At 60.9% G+C, this 19096-nt stretch carries 19 protein-coding genes; 6 read left to right on the plus strand and 13 right to left on the minus strand.

The annotated features are described in order from the left end of the window. Positions 1 to 63: 63 nt before the first annotated feature. Positions 64 to 1179, plus strand: a complete 1116-nt coding sequence (locus H597_RS34575; RefSeq protein ID WP_154667904.1) for a M949_RS01915 family surface polysaccharide biosynthesis protein — start codon at positions 64 to 66, stop codon at positions 1177 to 1179. Here the strand turns inward: H597_RS34575 and H597_RS0101515 are convergent. Genes H597_RS0101515 through H597_RS0101530 form a run of 4 tightly spaced genes read right to left on the minus strand, consistent with a single transcriptional unit; the run spans position 1169 to position 6870 of the window. Beyond that, the gene (locus tag H597_RS0101515) at positions 1169 to 2239 is read right to left on the minus strand and encodes an acyltransferase family protein (protein ID WP_028100570.1); all 1071 of its coding nucleotides are present in this window, start codon (positions 2237 to 2239) and stop codon (positions 1169 to 1171) included. The genes H597_RS34575 and H597_RS0101515 overlap by 11 nt on opposite strands. Continuing rightward, positions 2236 to 3243 carry a glycoside hydrolase family 18 protein gene (locus tag H597_RS29325; protein WP_051293444.1) on the minus strand — a complete coding sequence of 336 codons (1008 nt, stop codon included), beginning with the start codon at positions 3241 to 3243 and terminating at the stop codon, positions 2236 to 2238. The genes H597_RS0101515 and H597_RS29325 overlap by 4 nt, the downstream gene beginning before the upstream one ends. Beyond that, positions 3243 to 4043, minus strand: coding sequence for a cupin-like domain-containing protein (locus H597_RS29330; protein WP_051293445.1), 801 nt, complete (start codon positions 4041 to 4043; stop codon positions 3243 to 3245). Before H597_RS29330 ends, H597_RS29325 begins: the two co-directional genes overlap by 1 nt. Positions 4044 to 4101: 58 nt before the next feature. Further along, positions 4102 to 6870, minus strand: a complete 2769-nt coding sequence (locus tag H597_RS0101530) for a TonB-dependent receptor (RefSeq protein ID WP_035372849.1) — start codon at positions 6868 to 6870, stop codon at positions 4102 to 4104. A 278-nt stretch (positions 6871 to 7148) separates the two neighbouring features. Between H597_RS0101530 and H597_RS0101535 the strand changes: the two genes are divergently transcribed. After that, on the plus strand, positions 7149 to 7889 hold the full coding sequence (locus tag H597_RS0101535; protein WP_028100572.1) for a GntR family transcriptional regulator: 741 nt from the start codon (positions 7149 to 7151) through the stop codon (positions 7887 to 7889). 6 nt (positions 7890 to 7895) lie between these two features. Here the strand turns inward: H597_RS0101535 and H597_RS0101540 are convergent, their stop codons facing one another. From H597_RS0101540 to rpsP, 9 genes are all read right to left on the minus strand, one after another. Next, the gene (locus H597_RS0101540; RefSeq protein ID WP_161630560.1) at positions 7896 to 8549 is read right to left on the minus strand and encodes a lysozyme inhibitor LprI family protein; all 654 of its coding nucleotides are present in this window, start codon (positions 8547 to 8549) and stop codon (positions 7896 to 7898) included. Between the two features lie 143 nt (positions 8550 to 8692). Then, entirely contained in the window at positions 8693 to 11395 is a 2703-nt protein-coding gene (locus H597_RS0101545; protein WP_028100574.1) for a M16 family metallopeptidase, read from the minus strand. A 40-nt stretch (positions 11396 to 11435) separates the two neighbouring features. Then, complete coding sequence (locus tag H597_RS0101550; RefSeq protein ID WP_028100575.1) at positions 11436 to 11741, minus strand: DUF3579 domain-containing protein; 306 nt, start codon at positions 11739 to 11741, stop codon at positions 11436 to 11438. Between the two features lie 81 nt (positions 11742 to 11822). Further along, on the minus strand, positions 11823 to 12782 hold the full coding sequence (locus H597_RS0101555) for a CobD/CbiB family protein (protein WP_028100576.1): 960 nt from the start codon (positions 12780 to 12782) through the stop codon (positions 11823 to 11825). A gap of 44 nt (positions 12783 to 12826) precedes the next feature. Then, on the minus strand, positions 12827 to 13489 hold the full coding sequence (locus H597_RS0101560) for a CoA pyrophosphatase (RefSeq protein ID WP_028100577.1): 663 nt from the start codon (positions 13487 to 13489) through the stop codon (positions 12827 to 12829). Positions 13490 to 13618: 129 nt separating this feature from the next. Continuing rightward, a complete protein-coding gene (rplS, locus tag H597_RS0101565; protein WP_028100578.1) occupies positions 13619 to 13996 on the minus strand; it encodes a 50S ribosomal protein L19 in 378 nt (125 codons plus the stop codon). Positions 13997 to 14099: 103 nt separating this feature from the next. Continuing rightward, a complete protein-coding gene (trmD, locus tag H597_RS0101570) occupies positions 14100 to 14846 on the minus strand; it encodes a tRNA (guanosine(37)-N1)-methyltransferase TrmD (protein WP_028100579.1) in 747 nt (248 codons plus the stop codon). A 14-nt stretch (positions 14847 to 14860) separates the two neighbouring features. Next, the gene (rimM, locus tag H597_RS0101575) at positions 14861 to 15403 is read right to left on the minus strand and encodes a ribosome maturation factor RimM (protein WP_028100580.1); all 543 of its coding nucleotides are present in this window, start codon (positions 15401 to 15403) and stop codon (positions 14861 to 14863) included. Positions 15404 to 15411: 8 nt separating this feature from the next. Then, the gene (gene rpsP, locus H597_RS33760; RefSeq protein ID WP_055936763.1) at positions 15412 to 15657 is read right to left on the minus strand and encodes a 30S ribosomal protein S16; all 246 of its coding nucleotides are present in this window, start codon (positions 15655 to 15657) and stop codon (positions 15412 to 15414) included. Positions 15658 to 15843: 186 nt separating this feature from the next. Here rpsP and H597_RS0101580 point away from each other — a divergent pair, with 186 nt between their 5' ends. The 4 genes from H597_RS0101580 (at position 15844) to H597_RS0101595 (ending at position 19067) form a co-directional block, all read left to right on the plus strand. Beyond that, positions 15844 to 16260: an NINE protein gene (locus tag H597_RS0101580; protein WP_028100581.1), complete on the plus strand. Its 417-nt coding sequence runs from the start codon at positions 15844 to 15846 to the stop codon at positions 16258 to 16260. Positions 16261 to 16397: 137 nt separating this feature from the next. Next, the gene (locus tag H597_RS29335; RefSeq protein ID WP_083940896.1) at positions 16398 to 16811 is read left to right on the plus strand and encodes an outer membrane lipoprotein; all 414 of its coding nucleotides are present in this window, start codon (positions 16398 to 16400) and stop codon (positions 16809 to 16811) included. 349 nt (positions 16812 to 17160) lie between these two features. Further along, a complete protein-coding gene (locus H597_RS0101590; RefSeq protein WP_229632065.1) occupies positions 17161 to 18150 on the plus strand; it encodes a proline dehydrogenase family protein in 990 nt (329 codons plus the stop codon). Further along, on the plus strand, positions 18147 to 19067 hold the full coding sequence (locus tag H597_RS0101595; RefSeq protein ID WP_229632066.1) for a polysaccharide deacetylase family protein: 921 nt from the start codon (positions 18147 to 18149) through the stop codon (positions 19065 to 19067). The genes H597_RS0101590 and H597_RS0101595 overlap by 4 nt, the downstream gene beginning before the upstream one ends. Positions 19068 to 19096 lie beyond the last annotated feature (29 nt).

Here is a 19096-nt window from a genome sequence, read left to right on the forward strand (position 1 = left end):
TGCGTATCCATCTTCTTGGCCGTTCCGCGACGCGTTCGCACAACCTGAATGAACTCGAATTCGATGAAGAAGAAGACTAAGCTAGCAAGCATTTTACTTGCCGCTTATTGCAACATGAGTTTGGCAAACACGCCCGACAAAGCCCTTGACGTACCACCGGCACTCAAAAGCAGCCTTGCGCCAAATGAACAAATTGTAGGGGCTGAACGCTACAGCGACTCGCACGGCGAGCATTTGCTGATAATGAGCGAGCTTGACGCTCCGGCCAAGGGCGGCGGCAAAGCGACGAGCCTTTCGGCCAGTGCCTTCAATAAGAATGGGACACGCGAGTGGATTATCCGCGACGGAGCGGAATGCCCGGCAGGTTCCCCATCAAAGCCGTCATTCTTCCCTGACACTGCCACGACCACAGACCTCAACAAAGATGGCATAGCGGAGGTGACTGTCGCCTACAGACTGTCCTGCGGAATCGGACAGGAACCGGCGGATATCAAAGTCATCATGCGCCAGGGAGAAAGCAAGTTTGCAATCCGGGGGCAAACCCTGGTTCGCACGGCGGGCCAGCCTGCTCAAGGCGGGGCTCGCAAGCCGGACGCCAGTCTGCTCCAGCCTGAGAACACGGTCTTCCTGAATCACATGACCAGCATCTGGAACAAGATCTATATCCAAAAATTCGAGGATGAAGAAAAGATCCAGTCCCCGGTGCAAGCGCTGGTGGGCGATTACAACCTCACATCGTCAACAACCGTCCCAGCCAGTACCTGGGGCTTCAACAAGGCGCATATCTCGATCAGAAAGCTGGACGACCGGCATGTAGTGATCCTCTTCGCCTGCGAGTGGAAGCGCGAGCCCAAAGCGGCGTGCGACGAATACTATTACGCGCAATGGCGCGACGGCGGTGTTTTCATGCAGGACATGAACACAGACCTCATGCGTATGTATTTCGATCCTTCATCGCGCCAACTGACCGTCATCCGTCGCGGCGTCGATGAAAATTCGAGCATGCGGCGCGATGTGTTTGGCCCGGTCAACGGCGATCCTGCGGATGCAACACTGGCCAGGCGCCTGAAACGTTCGGAGAAAAGCTCAGTGCATCCGGAAAACCTGCGGGTCTTCGGGCCTTACAACAAATGGCAGTACGAAAACAACCGCATCGAATTCCAGGGCACTAAACCTTGATGTAGATCTTCCGCTTGTCCAGCCCATAGCAGATTAGCCAGCAGACGAGCATGAACAGCAGCGCAAAAGCCAGCGAAGCGGCTTTCGCGCTGCCGATCGCTTGCAGCGGAGCGGCCACCGCGGCATAAGTACCGGTCTTGTTCAACGCGATCACGGCGACTTGCGACAGGACATAGATGAACAGGGTGTTCCGGCCAAACACTTCGAAGAAATAAGCCCACTTGCCCGCACCGACTACTTCGATGATCCAGGCCAGCGCCGCCAGGACGAGCAGCGCCGTGCCCGTAGAAAGCAGCACATAGCTGCTGGTCCACAGCTTCTTATTCACGGGCAGCAGGGGCGCCCAGCACAGCGCCAGCACGCACAGGACGGCCCCGGCGGCGGCCAGTTTCCCCAGCGAGCGGCGGGTCGCGCCATTCTCGCGGAGATAGCGCCCCGCGAAATATCCGCCAATGACATTCACTATGGCCGGCAGAGTGCCCAACAATCCTTCCGGATCAAAGGGAATACCCTCGCCTTTGTACATATGACCGGGGCCAAACAGCCACAAGTCAATCGAGCGGCCGGCATTGCCTTCCAGGCTGTAGTCGCCGAATACTACCATGATCAGCCAGTGGCCCAGCAAGGCCGCCACGCTGAACGCCAGCGCGCCGCGCTCCCCCAGATAATGGATGACGAGTGCGGCAATGCCAAAGCAAAGGCCGATACGTTGCAGTACGCCGGGGATACGCACTTCGCTTAACGGACTGCCCAGCCTCGACAGCAGGCATAGCGCCAGGCCGATGGTCACGATGGCAGCGGTGCGCCGGGCTATCTTTGCGAGCACGGCCCTGTCGCCCATACCCGCGTAGCGCGGTAATGTGAATGCCAGCGCATTGCCGACCACGAAAAGGAAGGTGGGAAAGACCCAGTCTGTCGGCGTGAAGCCATGCCATTTCGCATGCAGCAAGGGCGTGTAGACATGGCTCCAGCTGCCCGGGGTATTCACGATAATCATCAGCGCAACCGTCAGGCCGCGCAGTACATCCAGAGACTGGTAACGGCCCGCCGGCGCGCTCATTGACCGGCTCCCGTTTGAGGCACAGCGGCGGCACGGGATGCCGGCACCATCAAGCGGTGGTAGGCAGCGGCGGGGACGCCAGGCATGGTGCTGCAGCCGCCGTCCGCTCCGGCGACCGGCAGTTCGCAGGGCTTATCGCGGTCCAGCGACCAGAAATGCAGGCCCGCCATGCCGAGGCGGCGCACCGCTGCAACCGTGAGCTGAGCATCGTTCAGCGTGAAGACATTTTCAACCACGTCGTTGACGCCAATCATGGGCGTCAACGCGATCTGCGACAGCGGCAGCTTGTATTTACGCTCGATATTGCGCGCTGCCTGGATTGCGGAAGCGGCCATATCGCAGCGTCCTTCACGCACGACGCAAGCTTGCGCGCTGGCCGGGCCGTAGTCCATCACCATCAAGTTCAGGACGAAATCACGCACACCATGGCGGCGCAGAGTCGACAGCACCGATTCGCCGGTCTTGTTCAAGCTGGCGTTGCTACCGTCTGTTGCGGCGTGCGTGGCGACGGTAAAGCTGTAGCGAAGCTTGGGATATCTCCGTTGGACATGGCGCACACGCCTGATGAGGGAGTCAACTTGTTCAGGGCTTTGCTCTGCTTCGATATCGAAGTCAAATCCCACCAGCCGTTGCGACATATAGCGCGCGACAAAGCGCTCCATTCCGGCATCGCTGGAGCAGGTGAAAACACCGCCCTGCCCTCCGGTCGAAATGATGTAGTCGCTGGCGGCGCCAGCGACATTGGCGTCAGCGACCGCCTGCCCCGCGATCTTGCCTGGCCAGACTTCCTCGCCGCATTCGCCGTTGGCGAAGGCCCAGCTCAGGACTGTTCCGGCAGCCAGCGGAGCACCATCGGCAGCTACCGCGCTGGCGTGCGGCACGGATCCTGCCGGTGCCAGGCCGAAGAATTGATATGGACCGAATACCGCGCGCGGTGCCGCGCATGTCGTCCCCGAAGCGCACGCCACAGCCATCAGGACGGCTGCGTGGATGAATTTTTTCATCAATTAATTCCTTGGGTGGCCAGCGCCAGCACCGAGGCCTTGTCCAGGCCAGGCGCAGCCGGCGCGCTCCACCAGTAATTGACCATCACGTTCAGCACCCCGATCGACTCCACGTGGTGCCACCAGAATGAAGGAAGGTAAAGCGCATCGCCCGGCTCCAATTCAACGACCACGGCGTGCTTCAGCGCCTCACGGAAGTGCGGAAAGCGTTCGAAATCCGGCACACGGAAGTCCACCAGGCTGATCGGCGTAGGGGTCGGCGCGAAATCGAGCGGCCCGATATACAGGTTGGCGGCCTGCTCAGGCGGGAACAACGTAAAGCGCCGGCGGCCGCTGATCACGCAGGCCAGATTATGCGATTCGTCGAAATGCGCAGGCGTCACAATTTCATTGCCAAGCCAAAGACGCGGCTTCACCACGGCATCCAGCAAAGGCTGTGGATTGTCGGCCGCCAACCCTGGCAAGCATTCCTCCAGCAGCGCACTTTGCATCGCTACAGCGGGAGCGTTTTCGAACTGCGAGTAACGCGCCACCTGCTCGATGACCTGCGATACCGTGCGCTTGCTGCGCGCAAAATTGAAGCCTTGCATGTCCGGAGAATAAAACAGACGCCCTCTCGCCTCCGGCGGCATCATCACCGCATCGCAGGCGCCGCCCCGGTCGAAGCGCATCAGATAAGAACATAGCGCCTCCGGCCCATGCTGCGATGCGCGCACGGCGCCCCACTCGCGCACAAGGCCGCGCAGGACCGCGGGCTGCTGCCGGGCCACAATCTCTTGCTGGAAGCGCACTGCATCCATCTCCGTCCCTCCATGAAAAAACCCCGCCGAAGCGGGGTCCTCGTCTTGCGTCAAGCAATCAATACTTGAAGCGCAGGCCCGCGTAGTACTGCACGCCGTTGGCGTAGAAGCGCGCCGGCTGGTCCTTATTGTAGACGTAGTTCTTCAGGATCGGATTGTTCAGGTTCTGGCCGCTGAAGGTGAACACCAGGTTTTTCGAGATCTGGTAGTTGAACGACGCCGACAGCTGTCCAATCGCATCCATATACAGCGGGGTGCCGCGGTCCTGGGCTGCCAGGAACGAGGAACGCCACGCGTAGCTCACGCGCACATTGAACTTGTCGTTCTCATAGAACGCGCCGATGTTCGCGGTGGTTTTCGAGGCGCCCAGCATATCGCACGGATCGGCCGAAGTGGACGTCTGCGTGTTCGGGCAGCTGCCGAACTTTTGCTTGGAATCCGCCAGCGTGACGTTGGCATCCCAGCCGAAGCCCATACCCAGCGGCATCTGCAGGTTCATTTCAACGCCCTTCACGGTCGCATCGACGTTGACCGGCGACGTGATCACGTAGTTCGCGAACACCGGCTTGCCGGACTGCTGCGAAGCGCGGCTGTCGATGAAGGTGCCGCTGCTGGTGCCGTAGCCCACGTAGTCCTTCAGGCCCATGTAGAACAGGCCGACGGAGGCCAGGGCACGTGGTGCGAAGTACCACTGCAGGGTTGCGTCCAGGTTGTTCGACTTGGTTGGCTTCAGCGCCGCGTTACCGCCGTTGCCGGTATGGGTTTCATCGGTCAGCGACACGGTGCCGCCCAGTGCGCCGAAATCGGGACGGGTCATGGTGCGCGAGATACCGAAGCGCGCCACCACATCCTTGCTGACGTCAACACGCAGGTTGGCGCTTGGCAGGACTTCGGTGCCATTGTTTTCGATACGAGTCTGCTGGACGAACCCACCCCACGGGAAGGCCGGCAGGTTCTGGCCAGGCAGCTGGTTCGGCAGGATCTGGTAGCCGTTCGATTCGCCTTCGGTGCGCACTACACGCACGCCGGCATTGCCGCTCCACATATCGCCTTCGAACTCGCCCATAGCATAAATCGCCTTGGTTTTTTCCTTGAGGTTGAACATGTCCGGATAGTAGGTGCGGTCCAGGCTGCGGTTCGAGTGATCATTACCCCACTGCTGCAGCACGGAACGGTCCAGCTCCCAGACATTACGCGGGAAGTCCCCACCGAGGTCCTTGCCGAAGTCGCTCGGGTAGGTATTGCCGTTCCAGGCCGGGTTGGTGTTGGCGGTACCCGGTTCGGTATTGGACCATTTTGGACCTTGCGAGACCGCGAAGTTGCTGCGCTTATGGTTGGTACCGCGCAGGCCGAACTTGATTTCCCGCAGCGGGCCGGCATCCAGCTTGAACGCCGCATCCATCTGGCCGTATGTCTCTTCGTCCTTGGTGGTGGCCGGGCTATAGCCGAACACCCAGTCCAGGACGGTACCGGTAAACTTGGAGGTATCGACACTCGGGAATTTCACGGTCGCGGGAGAGCCCATGCCGTTCAACTGGTAGCTCACGCCGGAGTTGTTCACGTCGCCCTCATACACGCCCTGCGATGGCGTCTCCCCGGTGCCCTTGGTCTTGCCAATGGAAGCGCTCAGGCTCCAATCGTTATTCGGGCGCCACTTGGCGGCGAGGTCGCCGAACTGGGTCTTGGCGAACGCGCCTTCACGCACGATGTCGTCCACGATACCGTAGCGCAGTGGTTTGGCCACGGTGCCCTTGTTCGCGAACACGGCGGAAGTCAAGGTGCCGTTGCGCACGGTGTAAGCGTCAGGAACCACATTGCCGCCGATGGCGCCGTTGGCGTTCATGTCGGACATGTAGTTGCGGTTATAGTTGGATGCTTCCAGCTTGGAGTTGAAGTAAGTCGCTTCCAGCGAGAAGTCGCGGCTAGGCTTGACCTGCAGGCTGACCATGCCGCCCTTGCGCTTGCGCTCCTGCTCGAACAGCGAAGAGCCGATCAGGCGCGGGAACCAGACATTGGCCAGGTCCGGTTTGGCCTTGGCCAGGTCGCTGGTGGGGGAAATCTGGGTCCACTGCAGCAGCTCCTGGCCATCGCGGCGCAGGCTGCGCTTTTCCGAGAACAGCTGGACCAGGGCGCCCAGGGTGCCGGTCTCGTTTTTCCAGTTGCCCAGCAAAGATATTTGCGGGTCGGTTTTGCCGGCCAGCGTCGAATACACGGCCTGCGCGGAGCCTTCCAGGACCAGCGGTTCCTTGAAGTCCAGCGGTTTGCGCGTGATCACATCCACGGTACCGGCGGCGCCGCCCTCAACCAGGTCGGCGGTCGGCGATTTGCGCACCACGACTTGGCCCACGATTTCGGAAGGCAGCAGAGAATAGGAAGCAGTACGGCCCACGGCGCCGCCCACCTGGTCCAGCACGAACCAGTCGCCGGACGAAATGGCGTGGCCATTGATGGTGGTCTGGGTCAGCGAAGGCGCGGTGCCGCGCAGGCTGACGCGGTCGTTTTCGTCGAAACCGCCCGAGCCGGCGGCCGAGGTCGAAATGTTCACGCCCGGCAGGCGTTGCAACGAGTCGGCCACGTTCTTGTCCGGCATCTTGCCCACGTCTTCGGCGGTGATCACTTCCACGTTGGCTGCCGCATTGCGCTTCACCGACAGCGACTGCTGCAGCGAACCGCGAATACCAGTAACGACCACCACGTTTTCATCTTTGGCCTGTTGCTGTGCGTAGGCTGGCGCTGCCAGGCCCAATGCCAGCACGGCGGTCGCGGTGGCGATCGGCGTCAGGACTGTGAAATTACGCGGTTTGACTGCTTCCTGATTGTGTTTCATTTACTCCCCCAATGGTGTGGATCCTTGGTGGATCCGGTTTCAACTTTGATAAAACTCCACTACAAAACCAATCGAGCGCCAATATACCCCGATCAAATACCAGAACACTACCAATTTTCGTATTTTTTTCACATGTTGTACTGAAAAGACATACCACTTCAGCGGGAAAGCCCCGTAGTTGACGCTTTCCTACTGGGGAGCCAGGACAGGCGCGGGTGCATACCGCTGGCCGCACGGTCTTTTTTTGGTATTATCAGCCGCAAACAAAAGGAGACTAAATGGCATCGCTCGCGCAGATCATGCAAGACCTGGTGCAGACCAGTAGCCAACCGCTGTACCAGTTGCTGCAGCGTGCCTTGCGGGAAGCGATCAACCTCCATGTGTTTGGCCCCGACGAAGCGCTGCCTGCGGAACGTGTGCTGGCGGCCGACCTGGGCATCTCCCGCATCACGGTGCGCAAGGCGATCGACGGCTTGGTGGAAGAGGGACTGCTGGTGCGCCGGCCTGGCTCCGGCAATTTCATCAACACCCGTATTGAAAAGAATTTCGCCAAGCTGACCTCCTTTTCGGAGGACATGCGCTCGCGCGGACGCACACCGCGCAGCGTGTGGCTGAAGAAGGCCGAAGGCACAGTGACGCCGGAAGAGGCTTTGCGGCTGCGCCTCAGCCCCGGCGCGCCGGTGTACCGCTATCACCGCATCCGCTACGCGGACGAGATTCCAATGTGCGTGGAGTACGCCACCATCGTGGCCGATGCCTTACCCTCGCTGGAGGCGGTGGACGTTTCGATGTACGAGGCACTGGAGGCGGCCGGCCACCGCCCGGTACGCGCGCTGCAGCGCCTGTCCGCCCTGCTGCTGACGGGCGAACAGGCCAAGCTGCTGCAGGCCAAGGAAGGCGACGCCGGCCTGGCCGTCGAACGCCTCGGCTTCCTGCGCGACGGCCGCGCCGTCGAATTTTGCCGCTCCATTTTCCGCGGCGATATGTACGACTTCGTGGCGGAACTCAGTACACCTTGAGCAAGCCTAGCGGGGCAGCCAATGCATCAGGCGTTGCTGCTGCGCTGCGTACTGCCCAACGAGGCAGGAACCGATATCGCTCGCCGGCGAGCATTCCGCGTCGCGCTGCTTGAGCCAGGCGCGCTGGAACACCAGCAGCTTCTTGCGGGAATCCAGCGTGTCGTACCCCAGCTTCATTTCCCGCACCAGCAGGGCCATTTCCAGGTCGCGTTTTGCCACGACGGGCGTCGTGCAAATGGCGTGTTCCACCTTGGTGCTCGCCTTCGCGCAGTCAAACGAAGGGCCGCCTTCCGGCGGCTGGAAGCGCGGGGGCGGCGCGAACGGGTCGACTGGCATGGAAACGGCCTTGCCATCGGCCCCGATGAATGTCACGGAGACCAGCTTCAGGCCCTGTTCCGTCAGCCAGCCGCGCACCGCCCCTTGCGCAGGGGCGGGGAATGCGGATGCGGCAGTGCCTTTGGATCCGAGGCGCAATTCGCCATCGTCATAGCTGGCACCGACGCCGGTCCCGGACTGCGTGTCATACCAGAACAGCCCCTTCACCGGGCACGCATGGGATACGCACGCCGAGGCCACCGCATAACGGCCGGCGTTCACCAGGAACGGGTCCGGCGGCCCGCCCAATCCATCCAGCACATCTTTCGCAAGCGCGGCGGGCACGCTCGCCCTGACAAGGTCCTTGGCGCGCCTATCCCAAATAAACCGGTTCGTGGACTGCCCGTCATACGACAAGGGCCAGCTTGCCGGTCCGGCATGGGCGCTACCGGCGAGGACGGCGCACAACACAAATGCCAGCCCGCGCATCAGCGTTTCGCCTTCGACGCGTCACTGGCAATCACCACTGCCAGCTTGGCCGGATCAATGTGCTTGCGGAAGGCGGCGCTCACCTGCTCCGCCGTCAGCGCCTTCAGCTTCACCTCATACTCTTTGCTCCACATGAAGGTCCGATCCAGATAGCGGAAATGCGACCAGGCGCCGGCCATCACATCATCCTTCGAGCGGTTCTGCACGCGCTGCTGCATCAGGCCCGACTTTGCACCGGCGACTTCGGCTGCGGTAAAGCCGTTTTTCACGGCGCGCTCGAGCTCCTGGCGGATGGCAGCTTCCAGCTTGGCCATATTCTGCGGGGCGGCGATCGCTTCCACAGTGAAGCCACCGGCATCGTCGCGGTCACCTGCATCGAGCGAGGAACCGCCGCCGTAGGACAGGCCGTCCTTCTGGCGGATGCGGTCCATCAGGCGCGATTTCAAGCCACCGCTGCCGAAAATGAAGTTCGCCACTTCGAGCGCGGCATAATCCGCATCGTCCGTGCGCAGCGGGATCGCGATCCGCGCCGCGAACATGCCGTTTTCCTTGTCCTGCGCATCCAGGGTCACGCGCGTAGCCGCCTTTTCCGCATGCTTATCCAGGATCGGCGCGTAAGCAGACTTGCTGTGCCAGCCCGCCAGTTCCTCGCCCACCACCTTGAGCAAGTCATCCTTGTCGAAGTCCCCCACCACGGACAGCTCGCCATGCGAGGCGCCATAGAAATCGTCATGGTAGGCCTTTACATCGGCCAGTTTCATCGCCTTGACCGCGGCAACCTGCTCATCGAGCGTCATCACGCTGCGCGGGTCACCCTTGGGCCAGTGGTCGAAGTACTCGGCCAGCGCGCGGCCCGCCATTGCCTGCGGATCGTTGCGCGAGGCTTCGATGGCAACCAGCCACTGCTGGCGCATCTGCTCGAATTCCGCCTCCGGGAAGCTTGCATCCTTCAGCACGTGGGCCACCAGGCGCAGCGCAGCGCCAAGATGCTCGCGCGTCGTCTCGAAGTGATACAGCGAGCCGGACATCTTGAGCTTCGACATCGCGTCGGCCAGCTGCGCGCGCGAGTACTTGCTGGTGCCGCGCGCCAGCATCTGGTCCGCAGCCGCCGACAGCATCTGCTTACCAAACTGGTTCTTCTCATCGCCCCAATGCAGGCGCATATCCACCGCCACCGTCTCGCCGCGATTCTTCTTCGGCAGCAGTGCAAGTTTCAGGCCGCCGAGCTCTTTCAATTCGGTGCGCGCCATGATGTTGTCCTGGCTCGGATCGAAATTCTCCGACGTAAGCGCGCTGGCCTTGCCCTTGTAATCCTTCAGCAGTTCCGCCGCCGTCGGCGCCGCCCCGATCTCGGCGCGCTGCGGCGCATCGTCGGGAATGAAGATGCCGACCGTGCGGTTATCGCGTTTCAGATAGCGTCCGGCAGCTTCCGCCACTTGCGCAGACGTGATCGCAGCCAGGCCATCGCGCCCCTGGAACAGCAAACGCCAGTCGCCCAGCGCGATATGCTCGCTCAGCGCCACACCCACCTGCTGCGGATTGTTCAATGCCTTTTCGATCGAATTGCTGTATTCGCGGCGCGTGCGCTCCATTTCCTCCTCGGTCGGCGCGGAGCGGGCAAAGCCCTCCACCGCGGCGATCAGTTCATCGCGCACCGGCTCCACCGGCTGCCCCATCTTCACGACGGCGCCAAATACCTGCAGGCTCGGCGCAAATCCCGGCTCGCTCATGGAAAACACCTGCGCCGCCTTGCCGGTTTCAACCAACTGCTTGTGCAGGCGGCCATTCGGCGTATCACCCAGCACCTGGCCCGTGAAAGCCAGCGGATCGGCATCGTTATGCAAGCCCGATGGAATCTTGTACCCCACCAGGACGATCTGCACATCGCCCTTGCGCCGCACCGCATACTGGCGCTCCCCGTCCTGGGTTGGCTCCACGGTCCAGAACTGCGGCAGCTTGCGCTTCGGCTTCGGAATGGCGCCGAAGGTCTTGCTGATCCAGGCCAGCGTTTGCGCAGGATCGAACTTGCCCGCCACCAGCAGCACGGCGTTATCCGGCTGGTAGTACGTGTGATAGAAGGCCTGCAGGTTCTCGATCTTCACATTCTCGATATCGCTGCGGTTACCGATGGTGGAACGGCCGTAGCTGTGCCAATCATAGGCGATGCTTTCCATGCGCTTGTACAGCACGTCGAAAGGGTTGTTCTCACCGCTCTCGTACTCGTTGCGTACTACGGTCATCTCGGAATCGAGGTCTTTCTTCGCAATGAAGGACCTGGTCATGCGCTCGGCTTCCATATCCAGCGCCCACTTCAGGTTTTCCGGGCTGGCCTGGAATACCTCGTAGTAGTTGGTGCGGTCCATCGACGTGGTGCCGTTGAACTCCATGCCCCGCTCAGAGAACTGCTGCGGAATATTGCGATGCTTAGGCGCGCCCTTGAACATCAGGTGCTCCAGCAAGTGCGCCATGCCCGTCTCGCCGTAGTTTTCGTGGCGCGAACCGACCAGATAGGTGACATTCACGGTCACCGTCGGTTTCGAAGCATCGGGGAACAGCAGGACTTTAAGCCCGTTGGGCAGGCGGTATTCGGTAATGCCTTCGACGGAAGGCCCTTTGGCGACGCCGGCAGGCAGGGTTTGCGCGAACGCAGGAGGGAGGAAACTGGTGGTCAGCAGCAGGGCTGCGACAAGGCGGATTTGCATAAGGTTCTGCTCTTGTTGGCAAAACCCTATCCTACGATACTTAGGCTTTTTCGTCAGGTAGCAGGCACGCTTCGACGACCTGCAGCTTGTTATCCTTGGCGAATTCCTTGACGAAGTTATAAGCCATCGGCTGGATTTCGCGCAGGCCTTCGTTGACGACGACCGCTTTGATGCCGTTTACGACGGTGGGAGTAACGTAGGGAGAGAACTGCAGGTGGGCATGACGGCCACCAGAGCCTTCCGGGCGAAAGCACGCCAACACACCGGCCAGTCGTTCCGCCCAGTCGCTGGGGCGGAATTGTTTGCCGTCGGTCGTCAGCCCAAGAATGAAGAACTCGCTGGCCATATACCTGAAACCCGATTGCTGTAAGGAACCCCGGTATTATATCTTATAGAAGACTTGAACGGGGTTACGGTTCAGGTCATTTTAGCCGAGCCAGACGGCGCCGGACAGCAGCAACAGCAACATCATCCACAGCAACAACGCCCGCCAGACCAGGCCAACCGTGCTTTGCAGGGCGCGCACGCCCGGCTCATCGCCCGGCAACTGGTCCACTTCCATATCGCTGATGTCGACCGTCGCCGCATCCGAAGGAATGATCTTGGCCGCGTTTTCATTCGGCGTGCCAAGACGCACGCCCATGGCGCCGCCGCCGGCCGACAGGATGATGCCGATTGCCTCATCCTTCCAGCGGTGGGCGAAATTGCGCCATGCGTAGATTGCATCCTCAAAATTGCCGACCACGGCGAAGGCCACCGCCGTCAGGCGGGCCGGAATCCAGTCGATCCAGTAAAAGGCCTTGCTGGCGAACACGCCAAAGGCCTCCTGGCGCATATGCTCCGGTTCATTCCAGGCGCGCGCAAGGTATTCGGAGACGCGGTACAAGATGGCGCCGCAGGGTCCCAGCGGCATGAGGAACCAGAAAAACACGCCGAAGACATTCCGGTGGGTCGTGACCAGCGCCTTCTCCACGGCGATGCGGGAGATCTCATTGACCTCCATGCCGACGGTGTCGATCTTGCACCACTCGGCCAGCAGCGTGCGGGCCTGGTTTTCGTCGCCGGCATTCAACGCCAGCTGGATCGACGTGAAGTAATGGCTGTAGTGACGGAAGCCCAGCGTGAGATAAATGATCAGCACATTCCAGGCAAAGTGGGCCAGCGACAGGTTATAGCGCTGCAGCAGCCAGGACACCAGGCCAACCGGCAGGGTCAGCGCACCGATCAGCAGGAACCAGCCCATACGGCCATGGCTCGCGTGCCCGGCGTTGAACCACTGTTCCATGCGCACGGCCAGGCTCTTGATTTCCGCCCAGATCGGGTTGTCCGCTCGCAGGGGCTTCAGCTGTTCGAACAGCAAGGCCACGAGAATGGAAAGAAAAGTCATCTAAATCCTTTGATTAGCAGTACCGCAATGCCCGCTACGATAGCTTATGCGCGCAAGAAATGAAACAGGTTGCGCAGCATGCCAGCCGTTGCACCCCAGATAAAATAGTTCTGGTATGGCATTGCATAAAAAGTGCGGCGCCCGTTCGGCAACTCAGCCGCCCGGCGCTGGTGATTGGCGCCATCCATCAGGAAATGGAAGGGCACCTCGAAGATCTCCGCCACCTCGAACGGGTCGGCCTTCAACGCGAATGGCGGCGTGACCAGGCCGACCACCGGCGTCACGGCATAGCCGGTGCCGGTGTAATACAAGGGCAGCGTACCGATCACGTCGACGTAGCGCCGATCGAGGCCAATCTCCTCCTCCGTTTCGCGCAGGGCCGTGTCGATGGCATCGGCATCGGTCGGCTCGGCGCGGCCGCCGGGGAAGGCCACCTGGCCTGCGTGGTCGTTCAAATGCGCGGTGCGCATTGTCAGCAGCAGGTAGACGCCGTCCTCGCGCAGCACCAGCGGCACCAGCACGGAGGCCGGGGTCGGCTCACCCCGATGCAATCCGAGTGACGCATCGGACGGTTCAGGCGTCCATTCCGGCGGTTCGGCAAAGCGCTGGCGCAACCAGTCCGGCGCAAGGCGTTCAAGCAGCACGGCCGCCTCGCCGGCAATCGCTTCAATCGGCAACTGGCTTGGGTCGAAAGGAGTTTTTGGCATACCCGGCATTGTACCAACTGGACTGCAGACACGTGGGTCGCGTTCCCGCTGCGCAAACGCCGCGGCAAGTCGTCAAATAAAAAAGGACGCCCGAAGGCGTCCTTTCCGAATCCAATACCGGGGTATGGATTACGCGGTAGCTGCAACCTTGCGGTTTGGCAGCTTTTCCTTGATACGTGCGGACTTGCCCGAACGCTCACGCAGGTAGTACAGCTTAGCGCGGCGCACGTCACCACGACGCTTCACTTCGATCGAAGCGATCAGTGGGGAGTACAGCTGGAAAGTACGCTCAACGCCTTCGCCGGACGAGATCTTACGAACGATGAAGTTCGAGTTCAGGCCGCGGTTACGACGAGCGATCACAACGCCTTCGTAAGCCTGGGCGCGCTTGCGGGTGCCTTCGACTACGTTCACGTTAACGACCACGGTGTCGCCAGGGGCGAACTCAGGGATGTTCTTGCCCAGGCGAGCGATTTCTTCTTGTTCCAGTTGCTGGATCAGGTTCATTTCATGACTCCTATGACCATCTTGCCGGCGCGCTCAAGGATGCCCGGTAGAGGATGGGGTTAAACACGGCAGGCAACATGCCCGCCACGGTACGACAACGGGTTTACAAACCCGCCAAAAACTTTTCGTCCTTCTTCGAGAGCAGTCCTGCCGCGCGGGCCTTCGCCAGCAGGTCGGGCCGCTTGCGCGCCGTCGCTTCCAGCATGCGCTCGCGGCGCCACTTCTCGATCTCGGCATGGTTACCGCCCAGCAGGACCGGGGGCACGCTCACGCCTTCGTAATTCTCGGGCCGCGTAAAGTGCGGCGAATCCAGCAAGCCGTTGACGAAACTGTCCTCGACCGCGGAAGCATCGGTGTTCAGCACGCCGGGCAGCTGGCGCACCACGGCATCCATCAGGGCCATGGCGGGCAACTCACCGCCGGACAGCACGAAATCGCCGAGGCTGATTTCTTCGTCCACGCAACGGTCCAGCAAACGCTGGTCCACCGCCTCATACCGGCCGCACAGGATCACCAGACCGGGTTCCTGCTTCAGCTGCATCACGCGTTCGTGCGTCAACTGCTTGCCTTGCGGCGACATATACACCACGCGCGGCGCCGGCAGGCCGGACACGACCTGGCGCTGTTTCGCGGCCTGGATCGTCTCTTCCAGCGGCTTGGCCAGCATCACCATGCCCGGGCCGCCGCCGTAGGGACGGTCATCCACGGTGCGGTGATTGTCGGTGGTGAAATCGCGCGGATTCCACAACGACAGGCCCCAGCGCTTCTGCTCGAACGCACGGCGGGTCACGCCGGACTGCGTCAACGCAGCGAACATCTCAGGGAACAGGGTAATAACGTCGAATTGCATTGTGCGGTTCCGGATTAGTAATCCAGGCCCCAGTCCACGATGATCAGCTTCGCGTCCTTGTCCACCTTGATAACAAACTGGCTTACAAACGGGATCAGGCGCTCTTGCGCCTTTCCATCAGCCTCATACTCGACGCGCAGGATGGACTGTGGTCCATTGCTCATCATGTCTGCGACTGTGCCAAGGCTTTCGCCCTGTTGATTCTCAACTGCCAGGCCGAGCAAGTCGCCCCAGTAGAATTCATCCTCTTCCAGCTGCGGGAAGTCGGCACGCGACACGAAGACCGCCGCGCCTTTCAGCGCCTCCGCCTCGTTCCGGTCCGTCATCCCGACGATAGTGGTGACGACGTCGCCACCATGCAGCTTAGCCCGCTTGACTTCTACGTCACGCAGGCTTGGCTTGTCGAGCCACCAGGTGGTGGCATGCAGCAGCGCATCTGCTTCAGAGGAAAAGGGCCGGACACGGACCCCGCCAGTGATGCCATAGGCACCGAAAACAAAGCCAACCTGAACCAGGTCAGCCGGGGCTTGCGCCCCAGATGCGGTCTTGCTGCTCAAAGCTTAAATTAAGCTGCTTTCTGGGTTGCAACCAGCTTGGCAACAGCTGGGGACAGCTGTGCGCCAACGCCTTGCCAGTAAGCCAGACGGTCAGCAGCAACGCGGAAGGTTTCTGCTTGGCCGGTAGCCATTGGGTTGAAGAAGCCGATACGTTCTACGAAACGGCCATCGCGACGATTACGGGAATCGGTTGCAACGATGTTGTAGAAAGGACGCTTCTTGGCGCCACCACGAGCTAAACGAATAACGACCATAATAATTCCAAAAAAGTGTGCTGAGTCGGAAAAAGCCGCAAATTATAGCGCGCTTTAACTCCAACCGGCAAGATTAATCAAATTGGTGGGGAATTGGACAATCCGGGATTATCCCCCGTTCCGGGCTCGGCGGCAACAGCTTTGTTGTGCGATACTGCCGGTTTTTCGGACTTATCGGCAGCAATCATGTCTGTTTTACACAAGAACAAAACATTCGCCGCCCTGCTCGCCGCCCTCGCGGGCGGCATCGGCCTGCACCGTTTTTACCTGCGCGGCCTGGGCGACAAATGGGGCTGGCTGCATACCGTCAGCCTGCTCGGAGTCGCCGCCGTGTTTGCAGTCTGGCCCAAAGCCGATCCCTACTTCCTGCTGTTGCCGCTGCTCCTGTCGATCCTGATCGGCCTGCTCGAGGCCCTGGTCCTGGGCCTGATGCCCGACGAGAAATGGGATGCCGCCTTCAACCCCGGCACCGGCAAGCAAACGGTCTCGCGCTGGCCACTGGCCTTCGTCCTGGTAGGCGCCCTGATGTTCGGCGCCTTCGGCTTGATCGCCGCCATCGCCCGCCTCTTCGACCTACTCTACACCGGCGGCATCTACGGCTGACCCCGTGGCAACCTTGGGGTCAGGCTCTTTGCTTGCCACGAGCTGGTCCGTAGCAACGTCTTGTCACAATTAAGCATTCCAATCGGAAACATTTGACCTATACTTCCACTCACCACAACCGTTTTTGGAGATCCCATATGAAACTAATTAAATTCCTCATGCCAGCCATCCTGGCCGTAACGGTTACCGGCGCTTACGCACAACCAAAGCGCGCCGTTTGCACCGAATGCGGCACCGTGACTGCGGTGAAAGTCATTGAGAAAGACGGCGAAGGCGGCGCGGCAGGCATGGTTGCCGGCGGCGTAGCAGGCGCACTGCTGGGCCACCAGGTTGGCGGCGGCACCGGTAAAACCCTGGCCACCGTTGCTGGCGCTGCTGGCGGCGCATACGCCGGCAAGAAGATCGAAGGCAAAATGAACAAGGTCAAAGAATGGCACGTGACCGTTCGCTACGAAACCGGCAATACCGGCACCGTCGTGCTGAAGAACGATCCTAACCTGCGCAATGGCGACCACGTTCGCCGCGAGAACGGCGGCCTGAACCGCATCTGATTTTAGTCTGCGGTTGCGGCACACGCTGCAACCGCAGAGCGCGCTCAGGGAAAGCGAGTTTCCACCTGGGCGCCAGCCTCGACGAGCGCTTCCTGCCAGCTCCTGAACGACACCGGCCATCCCTGCGCCACTTGAAGTCCCCCGCCAGCCTCATCCGTTTCGCCTCCACGGCGGAAATCCGCGTCGCCTCCCGGTAAATCGCAAATACCTTCACCCGATTCGGCCCGACCGACGCCACCCATAGCTCCGGATCGAGCAAGGGCCTGCTTTGGTAAGTTGAAGCATCCACGGTCGGCTCCACATTGAAATTTTAGCTATTATGCAATATTCAATCCAGCAAGGAGATACCGTGAAAGACGATGCCACGCCCCACTTCCCGCCGCAGTGGCAACCGCTGGTCGATCGCGCCGCCAGCGCCCTGCGCGAACTGGCCATCAACGAAGAAGCCAAGTCCCGCTTCCTGCAAGACCCGATGCTACGGCCATTCATGGAGCGCGTATCGCAGCGCTACGTCGCCGGCAGCAACGTGGCCGACGTGGTCGTGCGCGCCGCCATGATCAACCAGAACGGCCATCGTGCGTCCGCCGAGTATATGGGCGAAAGCGTGCGCGACGAAGGCTTCGCGAATGCCGAAACTAGCGTATTCCTGCAGCTGATACAGGCGATCGGCGAACAACGCCTCGACTGCTCCATTTCCTTCGACCTGTCGCATGTGGGTTCGTTGATCGATCCAGAGCTGGGCTACCGCAACGCCCGCAGCATCGCACGCGCTGCCCGCGAAATCGGGCAGGAAGTGATGATCTCGATGGAAGCGTCGGACCGCACATCCGGCATCTACGACACATACCGGCGACTGCACGAGCAGGATGGATTATCGAACGTCGGCATCACCGTGCCTGCCAAACTGCACCGTACAGCGGACGACCTGCCGGAATTGATGCGCATCCCCGGCCGCATCCGCCTCGTCAAAGGCGCCATGTTCGAAGCGCAGGACATAGCCTTCCCCCGCAATAGCCCCGAGCTGGCATCAGCCTACCGGCGCTATGCAGCACAGCTCTTGCGCAGCGGCCGTCAATGTTCGATCGCCACGCACGACCGCGCGATCCAGGACGAACTTGCCGCTATGATCCGCGCCGAAAATATTGCAGCGGGCGCATATGAATTCGAATCATTGATCGGGTTGGGCGAACAGAATATCGCCGACCTGCGCGACGCCGGCTTTGCGACGCGCGAATACGCAGTTTTTGGAAAGGAGCACTTCTTGTACGTATTGAACCGCATATCCGAGGAACCAGTTCGCGTTTATCAGGCGATCCTCGACGCATTGGGGGCCGCATGATGCGCAGCCTCCTCGCCGCATCCGCATTGACCGCAGCACTGGGCGCTTGCGGCGCAGCGTCAGCGCAATCGCTTGCCATCACCATCGATGACGGCCCGAATGCCGGCACCACACCGCGCATGACGGCACCCGAACGAAACCAGGCCATCCTGAAAGCGTTGGCCAAACACCGCGTTCACGCAGCGCTATTCGTTACGTCCGGCTTTGGCGCGAACACGCCCGAAGGTTTTCCCTTGCTGCAGGCATGGAGCAAGGCCGGGCATTCAATCGGCAACCACACCGTGACCCACCCGGACCTGAACCAGGTCGACCTGGCGGCCTACACGAAAGAGGTACTGGACTGCGACCGCTTGATCAGCACGCTGCCCGGCTACCAGAAATGGCTGCGCTTCACCTATCTCCGCGAAGGCAACACACCGGAAAAAATCGAAGGCATGCGCAAGTTCCTGCAAGAGCAAGGCTACCGCAATGCCTACGTGAGCATCGACACCAGCGACTGGCGCCTGAATGAAAAACTGGAGGAGGTACTGACGAAGAATCCCGATGCGGACGTCAGCGCAATCCGCACGGCCTATCTGGCCCATATCCGGCAACGCATACTCGCCTACCGCGAGCTGTCGCAACAGCTGCAAGGCCGCGATATCGCGCAAGTCCTGCTCATGCACCACAACCTGCTGAACGCCATGTGGCTGGACGATGTCCTGGCGGAGATCGAGGGAATGGGGTGGAAGATCATTACCCCGGCCGAGGCCTTTGCAGATCCGGTCTACAAGCTGGAGCCAGTGCGCAAAGCGGCAGGACAAAGCTTGCTGATTTCCCTGGGCCGGGTATTGGGGATGGGTTTGATGCCTGGCGGCGAGCGCCTGGTTGACGACGGCGATTACGAGATCGCCGAGCTGGCGAAGAAGGGGCTCTGACTCACAAACCGGGCAAACCGGTGTCCGAC

Source organism: Pseudoduganella violaceinigra DSM 15887, from assembly GCF_000425385.1.
Classification (GTDB): Bacteria; Pseudomonadota; Gammaproteobacteria; order Burkholderiales; family Burkholderiaceae_D; genus Rugamonas; species Rugamonas violaceinigra.